Raw genomic sequence first — 10,723 nt, 5'->3', positions numbered from 1 at the left:
CGGTACTAGCTCAGTTGGTAGAGCGCGACCTTGCCAAGGTCGAGGTCACGAGTTCGAGCCTCGTGTACCGCTCCAATCTTTTTATATCCTTTCAAAATTTTCTATATTAAAAATCATAAATAAAATTATAATTTAAAATCTCTCTTATCTACTTTATTCTATGTGCAATATTCAGCATTGAAGTTTTGGTTGTTAGAAGCTATCGCTTCGCGCGAGCTCAGCGCCACAAGAAAGGTGTCGTACTTTGAAGTTATGAGGTATGAGTGAGGTACAGAAGAGCTAATACTTTGAAACCTGAAGCTTTTGTTAAAATAGCTCCCCCTGAATAGTTGCTATAATACGTCTAGCTCCGCCTGAGTTACGATGTTCACCTAAATAAATGCCTTGCCATGTACCTAACGCTAAATAACCATTTGAAATAGGAATACTTAGCTCGCAGCCTAACGTACTGGTTTTAATATGCGCGGGCATGTCGTCATCACCTTCATAATCGTGGCGGTAGTAAGGTTGACGCTCAGGAACGAATTTATTGAAATGGCTTTCCATGTCCATACGAACAGTGGGATCTGCATTTTCGTTTATTGTAAGGCTCGCTGAGGTATGCTGAATAAATAAATGTAACAAGCCTATTTTGTAACTCGCCAGTTCAGGAAGTTGAGATAATATTTCGCCATCAATTATATGAAAACCTCGCAGGCGAGGTTTTAATGTAATTTGCTTTTGCTGCCAACTCATAGTTTATCGAAGCTAACTTCAATGTTTGCATTACCTGCGTCACAGCTAAATGGCATGATGATCTTTTTACCTTGGCTTTTATGAGTAATTGTATGACCTTTACCCGATACCACAATAGGCGTTGCCATATCAAAGTCGAAGCCTTTCTCGCCAAGTAAATTTTTAGCACCACCAGTTACCATGTTGGTTATTTCGCCAACCATATCGGTAACTTCTTCATCTATGGTATCAGGGCGTTCGCCAAGCATACGCTCCATGATGGTTAATGCTAATCCTTCATCAAATGTAATTGAAAATGATCCTCGCGTTTGCGGGCCAACCATACCAATCAAACCTGATACATCACCACAGGCTATCTCATCAGTTTTAATGCGAGGTTTACCCGGCTTCAATTGAGTTTGAGCCATAGTGCTTAAAACATTAATTAAAGAAGATAAAAAAGGATTGATGAATTCTACATTCATAGTGGCTACTCTTAAATTTGTTCTGTGAAATGACTATATAGTTTGAGTATAGTCACTAAGGATAACTTTGAAGGATTATGATGCTCTGCAAGATTCACATTTACCATGTGCTTCTATTGTTTGCCCTGATACGACAAAGCCACCTTCGGCAGCTAGATTATTAAGCTCATGCGAAATTACACTCGAGTGTAATTCTTTAACAAAGCCACATGTATCGCAAATTAATAATTGTACCGGGTGAATATGATCAAAATGATGGCACAGCATAAATGCATTTGTGCTTTCAATTTTATGAATAAAACCTAGTTCAGCTAAAAAGTCTAATGCACGATAAATAGTTGCAGGTTTAGCACCTGTTTCAGTTACTTTTAATTGCTCAAGCAAATCGTATGCACCAACACCACCTTGTGCACTGGCTAATAGACGAAATACTTTCTCGCGGATAGGCGTAAAACGCGCACCACGGTTGTCACAAACTTGTTTTGCTTTACTTACGAGTGATTCTATATTCATCATTACTCTTATCCTTATGCTACCGTGATATACTAACATACTGTGTTGTAGTTGCAGCGTTTTTATTAAGCGCTTTTTACCTAGGAAACCCAGTAATGCACGAACTATTGGCTATATTTATTTTCTTTTTTGCGGTTATTGACCCCATTGGCACTGTACCTGTATTTATTGCAGTCACACGTGGTGATGATGAGAAATTTAAACGTAAAGTTATATTTAAAGCGGTAGGCGTATCTGCATTAGTGCTCTTATTTTTTGTACTCGCAGGTGAGCAATTACTTAACGCAATTGAAATTCCACTTTCGGCTTTTCAAATAGCCGGCGGTATCATATTACTTATTTTTGCGCTTTCAATGATATTTGGTGAAAGTAAACCTGAAGCCGAAATTAAAAGTGTACGCGACAGCACTGAAACCGCTATTTTTCCGCTTGCGATTCCGTCTATCGCGAGCCCTGGCGCTATGTTAGGCGCCGTATTAATGACTCGTAATGAAGAATATACCTGGGTTGAGCAATTACTAACGTCTTCAATGATGCTTGCTGTATTAGCGGTTGTACTGGTTTTGTTACTGCTTGCAACGCATGTACATAAATTAATTGGTGATAGTGGTGCAAGTATAATAAGTAGAATTATGGGGCTTATTTTAAGCTCGGTTGCGGTTACCAATATTTTAAATGGCATAGCCCATTATTTTGGCTTGCAGGTATTTAATTAAAAGTAGTCCCTACTTAGAGGTGCAAGGCGTTACGCTATATTGCTGTTCTGGTTTTTTGGCGATCATTATGATCTAATGACGACTTAATATCTTCGTAGCTTCCTCTCAACGTTTTTTAAGTGTTCCCTTACTTCTTTCTATAGAGTGCTGTACAGAGAATAGGTATTAATATAGCCCTCAATCTATGTTGCTATCGTGATTAGTGATAAGAGTTACCCCACCCAGCAAAAATAAGCATGTTTCATATAAATAAAACTGCGTCATTTATAGTCTTGAATGATTTCATAAAAAATTTTACTAAGTAAGCAACCCTTCCTATATTTACTAGTGATATTGCCCCACATATGAAATAAATTTTTTTTAACAGTTTATTTAGTTATTACATTTTAGCTTTGTTATAAGGAATACTGACGGTGATGTAGTGTGGGAGTTTTTTTGTTTCCTTATTTAAAAGAGAAAATTATGAAAAATAAAACTGTAAAGCTCACGGTATGTTTATTAACTTTTTTAGCTCCAATTGCTCAAGCCAGTGATGAGGTAAAGCATATTCCTGGTTTTTTTATTGGTACTACACATTTTGATAGTGAGACTGAGTTTACGTTTGGTGTTGAATATGAATATAAGTTTACTCAAGCTTGGGGCGCTGGGGTGATATTTGAGCGTACAAACGATGCTCATCATGGCGATGGTACTGCTGTAGCTTTGGCTTCGCTTTATTATCATCCAACCAAAAGTATACGTTTAGGTGTGGGCTATGGTGAGGAGAGAATTGGCGGAGCTCACCCTCATAATGAAAATTTATACCGCATAAGTTCTGCTTATGATTTTCATATAGGAGATTTTGGAATTGCACCCACTATAGCTGTTGATTTTATTGATAATGAAGAAGCAATTGTTGTGGGTTTAGCTATTACCAGACCTTTTTAATGTGTTGACTTGTAACTGTAGAGTTAGGTTAAACCTAAATTATTAAGAGGTCTGAAATGTTAAATAAAATGTCTATTACAAGTAAAATATACCTTCTAGGGGTATCACAAATACTACTAATGTTTGTGATCGGAGTTATATCTTTAATACAAATGAATAAAATTGGTATAGAGCTAGTTGATATAGCTGAGCGAGATATACCGCTTAGCAATATGCTTTCTAAAATGTCTGAACATAAATTAGAACAGACAATATTATTTCAGCGAGCTTTATTACAGGTAAGTTTAAATCCAGAGGGTGACAATGCAGAAATTGAGCAAAAACTCACTTCATTAACACAGAAAATTAAGAGTGAATTTGATAAGTCAGAAAAATTTGTCACTGACTCAATTGATAAATTGCATAGTGAAAAAGCGAAATTGAGTTTTAAGTCTCTCGCGAGCGATTTAAAGCTTTTAAATAAAGAGTATCAAAGTATTGCTGTGAGTATTAGTGATGTTATTGAGATGACTAAAACGCAGACCGTTTCTAGTGTGAGTAATAAAGTAAAATCAATAGAGGTTGCGGAAGATAAGTTCGATAAAAAGCTTATAGCTTTACTGTCCCAGATCCAACAATTTACCTTAAATTCAGCGCTCCAAGCTGAAAATGATGAGAAACAAGGTATTCATTTTATTCTTTATATATTTATATTCTCCGTCATTGTTGGCGTTGCTTTATCATATTTGATCAGTCGAGCAATTGCTTTACCAGTGAATAAGCTAAAAAATAGATTGATTGAAATAGCTGATGGCGATGGTGATTTAACTTTAAAACTTGACGAGAGCGCTGGTGATGAAACTGGAGATACAGCGAGAGCATTTAATAAATTTTTACTAATGCTAAGAGAAACAATAAACGAGGCTAATATACACCTCTCTCAATTAGATGAATCATCAAAGTTTGCTGTAACTGTAATGCAAGAAACAGTCGTTAATGTTGAAATGCAAAGAGCTGAGACAGAAATGGTTTCAACCGCTGTAGAGGAAATGAATTGTACTACCCAAGAGGTTGCTAGTAATACCCAAAATGCATCGGACGTAACTGAAGCAGTTAAAGAGCGTGTATCAAAGGGGAAATTAGAAGCTTCACAGGCAAAAGTTGTTATTCAGCGTTTAGCTCAAGAAATAGATGAAGCAAGCACTGTAATAGAGTGCCTTGTTACTGAAACGAACAGCATTGGTAGTGTTTTAGACACAATACAAAGTATTGCCGAACAGACTAACTTACTTGCTTTAAATGCGGCAATAGAAGCTGCACGCGCTGGTGATACTGGTAGAGGCTTTGCAGTAGTTGCGGATGAAGTGAGAGCGCTTGCTCAACGAACACAGGTTTCAACCATTGATATACAAGGACTTGTTACTCGCTTACAAAGCGAAGCTAAAAATGCGGTTATTAGTATGAATAAAGGCATTAATAGTGCTGACGAGTGCCTGCAAAAAAGTACTCAAACGTCAGAAATATTTGCCAACTCAGCCATTGCTGTTAATGAAATTACAGACTTAAACTTACAGATTGCTACCGCAGCAGAAGAGCAATCTGCTGTTGTAAGTGAAATAAATCAAAACCTGATTAATATTACTAACATTGCAATAGAAACGTCTACAGGTGCAAAAAATACATCAGAAGCGAATGAAAGTATTGCCCGATACATCGCAAATTTAAGAGTGAATTTAAATAAATTTAAAGTTTAAATTATATTTTTGGCTTAGCGGCGTTAATGGAATCGAATTATTGCTCGTCAAAAAATATATATGCCTAAGGTAGATAATCGCTTTATGAAATATGGTTATGTGCTTGTCTTGCTGCAGTTGTATTAGTTTCATTATTGCCGCACAGACAAATTAATCAATAATAGTCGCGTTAATATATTGAGCCTGTTAAATCTTCAGTTTTAAGATTTGTTTTATCTAGGGGAATTAATCGCGGCGTGAGGTTTGTAACCTTGTGGGCTCGCTAAAAAACGGGGCAAAGTTTTTGTGTTCTGTTAATATCCCTAATCTAAACCTATGTAGGCTACAAAGGTAAATCGCCCCAAGGGCGAATCCAAAGGGCAACATCTGTTTGGTATTTATACTGCGTTATCGCCTATTTATAGGGATAGCCACATCACGTAGACTTTGCCTTACCTAAAAATAAACATAGCTGTTGAAAGTTTAACCTCACAGGTAAATGGGCTTTAGCAGAGTCATATGGTTTATTTTAATTGGTGTAGATTATTATTTTGGTTTTTAGGTGTTTTCTTTACATTGATGCTCGCTAGGCTTTTGTGTAAAATGCAGCGCCTTTTAAGCTGTGCTTAATAACTTTAATACCCTGAGGTTTGCTTTGAATAAATGTACTTTGGATAGACGCTTTTCTGTGGCACCAATGCTTGATTGGACTGATCGCCATTGTCGTACTTTTCATCGCAAAATGACTAAACATACTGTGCTTTATACTGAAATGATAACCACAGGGGCTATTTTATTTGGTCGAGGCGACTACTTACATTTTAATAAACACGAAGGCCCAGTTGCACTGCAACTTGGTGGCTCTGATCCTAAAGCGCTTGCGCAATGTGCAAAGCTCGCAGGTGAGCGTGGTTATGACGAAATAAATTTAAATGTAGGTTGCCCGTCAGACAGAGTTCAAAATGGTCGATTTGGCGCATGCTTAATGGCTGAACCTCAATTAGTTGCTGAGTGTGTTGCAGCAATGAAAAGCGAAGTAAGTATTCCTGTAACTGTTAAAACGCGTATTGGTATTGATGAGCAAGATTCGTATGAGTTTTTATGTGCGCTTATTGAGGCGTCTCATAAAGTAGGATGTGATGATTTTATTATTCATGCTCGTAAAGCATGGCTTAATGGTTTAAGCCCGAAAGAAAATCGTGAAGTCCCACCGCTTGATTACCCACGTGTTTATCAACTTAAAAAAGATTATCCGCAGCTAGACTTAAGCCTAAATGGCGGTGTTAAAACAATTGAGCAGAGCCTAGAACATCTACAACATATAGATGGTGTAATGATTGGGCGTGAAGCTTACAGTAACCCATTTATGCTCAATGACGTTGATGAGAAAATTTATGGTGATGCTGCAAACACACAATCACGCCACGACGTAGTGCGCTCAATGTACAGCTACATTGAAGAAGAAATGCGTTTGGGTGCTAATTTTTGGCATATTGCACGTCACATGCTCGGTATTTTTCAGGGGCAGCCTGGTGCACGAGGTTTTAGACGCCACCTTTCTGAAAGTGGTCATGGTAAGCAAGCTGATTTATTGGTAATGGATAAAGCATTAAGCTTTGTACCAGAATAAAGCTTAGCTTTAAAAATTCTAAATTTAAGCCACTTTCGAGTGGCTTTTTTGATCCTAAATATTAGTCAAAATCATAATTTATTGGCCAATTACACTCTATGTTGTTCAGCTGGAAGTCACTAAAAACTAGAGTGCTTGTTGTTTATCACTATGATTTTAAGTGTTTTATTTTTTTTTGATGAACTTGGCACAACTCTTGGACTCTCCTTGTTGAAATTAATTAAAAATCAACAGGAGAATACCATGGGAATATTTAACCGCGTAAATGATGTAATTCAATCAAACATTGTCGCTATGCTTGATAAAGCAGAAGACCCAGAAAAACTTTTAAACTTGATGCTTACCGAGATGCAAGATGCGTTGAATGAGTGCCGTAGTACAGCAGCCGCTTTATTGTGTGAAGAGAAAATAATTAATCGCCAAATTGATACTAAAAAAACAGAATTAGCAGCTTGGCAAATTAAAGCAGAACGTGCGGTTGAGAAGGGCAGTGATGACCTTGCTAAGTCTGCCTTACTTGAAAAGCAGCGCGTTAACGAAAGCATTGAAAAGAAGCAAACTCAACTAGAAACACTGCAAGAGTCTATTGCAAAAATTAAGTCTGATTGTGAGCGTCTGCAGCAAAAAATGGCTATGGCTAAAACTAAGCAAGCTCAGTTAATGCAGCGTCATAATGTTGCTATTGCTAGAGGGCGAATCAGTACGCAACTACAAAGCGATAAAGTAGCTCATGCGTTGTCTCGTTTTGAACAAATAGAGCAGCGTGTTGAAGGTATTGAAGCTCAAGTAGAGGCTTATGAGCTGACTGATACAGCAAGCTCTATGAGTGCCCAAATTGAGTCGTTAGTTAAAAATGAAAAAATTGATGCTGAACTGGCTCGCTTAAAAGCGGACTTAAATACTAATTTAAAACAAACTGCTTAGGAGATTGCTATGAACAGCTTTAATCGTCAACGAGGTTGGTATAAAGATACTCTAAATAAAAAAATATCGGGTGTGTGTAGTGGTTTAGCTCATAGATTGGACTTTCCTGTATGGGCAACACGCGTAGTTACTATTTTATTATTTTTGAGTTTTCCGTTTGCAATTGCACTTGGTTATTTTATAGCGCATTGCTGCCTTGAAAATAAAGAGTATTAATACCAACAGGCATAAATGTTTGAACAATTTAACGAATTAAATCACTCTATAACGTTGTTGAATTTTTTATTTAGAACCACTAGATATAAAAATTTTTGCCTAGTTATAGCGCAATTTTATTATCGTTAAATAGACCTCATATATAAGCCGGTTGGTATAAGGAGAATTACTATGAAAGCTTTGGCAGTATGTGTAATTATCTATTTATTACTGTTTACTGATTTAATAACGTTTGTGCAGATTGATTCTTGGCAGTTGCCGTTATGGATTGCTGATATTAGCTGGGCTGGGCTCGAGCTTGTAGGTGCTTTGGCCGCAATTGTTGCTGTAGTGGCGGTAGTGGCTTTAATTACTATGGGATTAGTGGGTGCGGGTGTAGTGGCATTAGCAGGGACTGTTTTAGCGCTTTTATTCGGATCTATAATGATTGCATGGCCGTTACTATTTGTTGCAGTGTTGTGCTGGCTTGTTGCCGATAACAAAAAAGTAGCCTCTTAATCCTTAATTTGACTGACTATTATAGGTTAACTATGTTAAATTTAGCCTGTAATTTAAAGTTTTCATAAGGATAAGAATGATGACGAAACTATGTTTTTCGATGGCTTCTGCATTAATATTTAGTTTTTTTTCGTCATCGTTGGCGGCGCACTCAGGGCATGATCATGGTTCTGATGTGGCTGTGCTCGAAGTAACTAACGCGCAAATTAGAGAGTTTTTACCTGGCAGTACTTCAACTGTAGGTTATTTAACGCTGATAAATCACAGTGGAGCCGCAGCAACTTTAACTAAGGCAACTATTGATGGCTTAGGGCGTGTTGAAATACACGAGCATTCACATGTAGACGGCATGATGAAAATGCAACAAGTTGAATCAGTTGAAATTAAAGCGCACGAAAGTGTCAGTTTTCAACCTGGGGGTTATCATTTAATGGTATTTGAACCACAAGAGCCATTAAAAGTAGGGCAAGAACGCAAACTCACGCTATATTTTAGTGACGGTAATCGCTTGTTCACTAATGCTCAAGTCGTGTCGCTTGAAGCGCAAGCTACGCAGTCAAAACCATCTACTCAACACGCTCATCACTAGGAGTACACATGTCGCAACACAAAGGAAAAATAGCAGGAATAGTTGTTTTACTGCTTATTATATTTTACGCAATTGCTGTTTATTGGAGCACAGAGCCTGCACGTTTCGATGTTGTTGCAAACGCGAAAGAGCAAGCGCAGCTTCATAATGAAAAAATAGTAACGGGTTATGTAACTACATCAACGCTTATTACAGTTGCTAGCACTTTGCTTGATAAACCAGGTGGCTACTTATCAAATGATGTGATACCGCCAAGTATTATTATGGATGATATGCCAGCGTGGGAATATGGCGCACTTGAAATGGTGCGTGATTTATCACTTTCAATGCGAAAAGATTTTAGTCGTTCGCAATCACAATCAACTGAGCATGAAGCACTTAAAAAGGCGCAGCCACAGTTTAATATAAGCTCTGAAGCATGGGCGTGGCCAAGTGCTGAAGGTGAGTACCAAAAAGGTATTGATTATTTAATGGTGTATCGTGCACAAATTGCCAATGAGCATGAACGCGATAGCCAATTTTACGCACGAGCAGATAACTTACGTAGTTGGCTTAAAGAAGCTGAAAAACGTTTGGGTAGCTTAAGCCAGCGTTTAAGTGCGAGTGTTGGCCAAGAGAAAGTGAATACTGACTTAGCGGGTAATTCATCTAATAAACAAGCAACGCTTGCTCCACTGCAGCAGCAAGTTAGAACACCGTGGTTAAAAATTGACGATGTGTTTTACGAATCGCGCGGTGCTACTTGGGCGTTACTGCATTTTTTACAAGCGATAGAGTATGACTTTAATGATGTGCTTGAAAAGAAAAATGCGCGTGTAAGTGTTCAACAAATTATACGTGAACTTGAGGCAACCCAAGAAACAGTGTGGAGCCCGCTTATTTTAAACGGGAATGGTTTTGGCTATGTAGCTAACCACTCTTTAGTTATGGCAAATTATATTTCTAGAGCCAATGCGGCTTTAATCGAACTTAGCGAACTACTAGCTCAAGGATAAAAAATGAAAAAGTATTGTTTAGCAGCAGCCCTTTCAATGGCATGTTTAGCACCCGCAGCGCAAGCTGACACTCTACTAGGTTTATACGTAGGTGTTGATGGGTGGAAGTCAGATAACGATGGTCAATTTTCTTATAAGGATAAACAATCTCAAAATTTTTATTTTGAAGATGAAACATTTGTAAGTTACTACGCAGCACTTGAGCACCCAGTGCCGCTAGTTCCAAATATTAAGCTAAAGTATACAGAGCTTGAACTTAATGGTGATGCGGTTATTGATGATACGTTTAGTTTTAATGGCAGTAATTTTGCTAAAGGTAGAAAAGTAAATACGGTTAGTGATTTATCACATACCGATTATATTTTTTACTACGAAATTTTTGATAACGATTTAATCTCAATTGACTTAGGTTTAAATGTTAAGCAGTTCGACGGTGAAATTACAGTAGAGTATGATAAATATGATAAAGATGAACGAGATGTTTCCCAAACTGAAACTGTAGACTTCTCTGGTTTTGTTCCTCTTGCATATGGCCGCGCCGAAGCAGGTTTGCCATTCACTGGTTTAAGTGTATTTTTTGAAGGTAGCTTTTTGGCTATTGACGATAGCAAAGTACAAGATTATCAAGTAGGCGTAGCGTATGAACTTATTGATAATTTAGCGGTAGATGTTGCTATTAAAGCAGGTTACCGCTCTATGATATTAGAGCTTGATGATGTAGATGATATTACAACTGATATTGATGCATCTGGCCCATTTGCGGGTATTCAGGTTCATTTTTAATTAGTTTCCTCTAATTGAACA

General features: G+C 37.6%; 13 protein-coding genes. 10 read left to right on the top strand and 3 right to left on the bottom strand.

Going from position 1 to position 10,723, the window contains the following annotated elements; translation table 11 throughout:
* Nucleotides 1-306: 306 nt before the first annotated feature.
* The 3 genes from AAEY68_RS09270 to AAEY68_RS09260 all read right to left on the bottom strand — a co-directional run bounded on the left by AAEY68_RS09270 (nt 307) and on the right by AAEY68_RS09260 (nt 1,712).
* Nucleotides 307-735 carry a secondary thiamine-phosphate synthase enzyme YjbQ gene (locus AAEY68_RS09270; protein ID WP_165721147.1) on the bottom strand — a complete coding sequence of 143 codons (429 nt, stop codon included), beginning with the start codon at nt 733-735 and terminating at the stop codon, nt 307-309.
* Entirely contained in the window at nt 732-1,199 is a 468-nt protein-coding gene (locus AAEY68_RS09265) for a chemotaxis protein CheX (protein ID WP_007580265.1), read from the bottom strand. The genes AAEY68_RS09270 and AAEY68_RS09265 overlap by 4 nt, the downstream gene beginning before the upstream one ends.
* Nucleotides 1,200-1,274: 75 nt before the next feature.
* Nucleotides 1,275-1,712, bottom strand: coding sequence for a transcriptional repressor (locus AAEY68_RS09260; RefSeq protein ID WP_007580267.1), 438 nt, complete (start codon nt 1,710-1,712; stop codon nt 1,275-1,277).
* Nucleotides 1,713-1,807: 95 nt separating this feature from the next.
* Here AAEY68_RS09260 and AAEY68_RS09255 point away from each other — a divergent pair, with 95 nt between their 5' ends.
* The 10 genes from AAEY68_RS09255 to AAEY68_RS09210 all read left to right on the top strand — a co-directional run bounded on the left by AAEY68_RS09255 (nt 1,808) and on the right by AAEY68_RS09210 (nt 10,702).
* Entirely contained in the window at nt 1,808-2,428 is a 621-nt protein-coding gene (locus AAEY68_RS09255; protein WP_101216903.1) for a MarC family protein, read from the top strand.
* Nucleotides 2,429-2,863: 435 nt separating this feature from the next.
* Entirely contained in the window at nt 2,864-3,355 is a 492-nt protein-coding gene (locus AAEY68_RS09250) for a hypothetical protein (protein WP_231613045.1), read from the top strand.
* A 56-nt stretch (nt 3,356-3,411) separates the two neighbouring features.
* On the top strand, nt 3,412-5,088 hold the full coding sequence (locus tag AAEY68_RS09245) for a methyl-accepting chemotaxis protein (protein ID WP_350585850.1): 1,677 nt from the start codon (nt 3,412-3,414) through the stop codon (nt 5,086-5,088).
* 676 nt (nt 5,089-5,764) lie between these two features.
* Nucleotides 5,765-6,697, top strand: a complete 933-nt coding sequence (gene dusA / locus AAEY68_RS09240) for a tRNA dihydrouridine(20/20a) synthase DusA (RefSeq protein WP_007580273.1) — start codon at nt 5,765-5,767, stop codon at nt 6,695-6,697.
* Between the two features lie 243 nt (nt 6,698-6,940).
* Nucleotides 6,941-7,621: a PspA/IM30 family protein gene (locus tag AAEY68_RS09235; protein WP_197159589.1), complete on the top strand. Its 681-nt coding sequence runs from the start codon at nt 6,941-6,943 to the stop codon at nt 7,619-7,621.
* A 9-nt stretch (nt 7,622-7,630) separates the two neighbouring features.
* Nucleotides 7,631-7,837: a PspC domain-containing protein gene (locus tag AAEY68_RS09230; protein WP_008172691.1), complete on the top strand. Its 207-nt coding sequence runs from the start codon at nt 7,631-7,633 to the stop codon at nt 7,835-7,837.
* A gap of 171 nt (nt 7,838-8,008) precedes the next feature.
* Nucleotides 8,009-8,335 (top strand): hypothetical protein, encoded by a 327-nt coding sequence (locus tag AAEY68_RS09225; protein WP_010554260.1) that lies wholly within the window; start codon nt 8,009-8,011, stop codon nt 8,333-8,335.
* 79 nt (nt 8,336-8,414) lie between these two features.
* The gene (locus AAEY68_RS09220) at nt 8,415-8,924 is read left to right on the top strand and encodes a copper chaperone PCu(A)C (protein ID WP_024590184.1); all 510 of its coding nucleotides are present in this window, start codon (nt 8,415-8,417) and stop codon (nt 8,922-8,924) included.
* 8 nt (nt 8,925-8,932) lie between these two features.
* Nucleotides 8,933-9,919 (top strand): DUF2333 family protein, encoded by a 987-nt coding sequence (locus AAEY68_RS09215; protein WP_350585848.1) that lies wholly within the window; start codon nt 8,933-8,935, stop codon nt 9,917-9,919.
* 3 nt (nt 9,920-9,922) lie between these two features.
* Complete coding sequence (locus tag AAEY68_RS09210) at nt 9,923-10,702, top strand: TIGR04219 family outer membrane beta-barrel protein (protein WP_350585847.1); 780 nt, start codon at nt 9,923-9,925, stop codon at nt 10,700-10,702.
* Nucleotides 10,703-10,723 lie beyond the last annotated feature (21 nt).

The sequence above is a fragment of the Pseudoalteromonas sp. RB2-MNA-CIBAN-0110 genome, from assembly GCF_040309305.1.
GTDB classification, from domain to species: domain Bacteria; phylum Pseudomonadota; class Gammaproteobacteria; order Enterobacterales; family Alteromonadaceae; genus Pseudoalteromonas; species Pseudoalteromonas arctica.
Note: the sequence above shows the minus strand (reverse complement) of the source record. Positions and strands in the feature narration are given on the sequence as shown.

What these genes read in the sequence shown, in the direction of transcription:
- AAEY68_RS09220 (WP_024590184.1), top strand. Translation starts at nt 8,415, where the DNA reads ATGACGAAACTATGTTTTTCGATGGCTTCTGCATTAATATTTAGTTTT.
- AAEY68_RS09230 (WP_008172691.1), top strand. Translation starts at nt 7,631, where the DNA reads ATGAACAGCTTTAATCGTCAACGAGGTTGGTATAAAGATACTCTAAAT.
- AAEY68_RS09265 (WP_007580265.1), bottom strand. Translation starts at nt 1,199, where the DNA reads ATGAATGTAGAATTCATCAATCCTTTTTTATCTTCTTTAATTAATGTT.
- AAEY68_RS09210 (WP_350585847.1), top strand. Translation starts at nt 9,923, where the DNA reads ATGAAAAAGTATTGTTTAGCAGCAGCCCTTTCAATGGCATGTTTAGCA.
- AAEY68_RS09245 (WP_350585850.1), top strand. Translation starts at nt 3,412, where the DNA reads ATGTTAAATAAAATGTCTATTACAAGTAAAATATACCTTCTAGGGGTA.
- AAEY68_RS09255 (WP_101216903.1), top strand. Translation starts at nt 1,808, where the DNA reads ATGCACGAACTATTGGCTATATTTATTTTCTTTTTTGCGGTTATTGAC.
- AAEY68_RS09225 (WP_010554260.1), top strand. Translation starts at nt 8,009, where the DNA reads ATGAAAGCTTTGGCAGTATGTGTAATTATCTATTTATTACTGTTTACT.
- dusA (WP_007580273.1), top strand. Translation starts at nt 5,765, where the DNA reads ATGCTTGATTGGACTGATCGCCATTGTCGTACTTTTCATCGCAAAATG.
- AAEY68_RS09260 (WP_007580267.1), bottom strand. Translation starts at nt 1,712, where the DNA reads ATGAATATAGAATCACTCGTAAGTAAAGCAAAACAAGTTTGTGACAAC.
- AAEY68_RS09270 (WP_165721147.1), bottom strand. Translation starts at nt 735, where the DNA reads ATGAGTTGGCAGCAAAAGCAAATTACATTAAAACCTCGCCTGCGAGGT.
- AAEY68_RS09235 (WP_197159589.1), top strand. Translation starts at nt 6,941, where the DNA reads ATGGGAATATTTAACCGCGTAAATGATGTAATTCAATCAAACATTGTC.
- AAEY68_RS09215 (WP_350585848.1), top strand. Translation starts at nt 8,933, where the DNA reads ATGTCGCAACACAAAGGAAAAATAGCAGGAATAGTTGTTTTACTGCTT.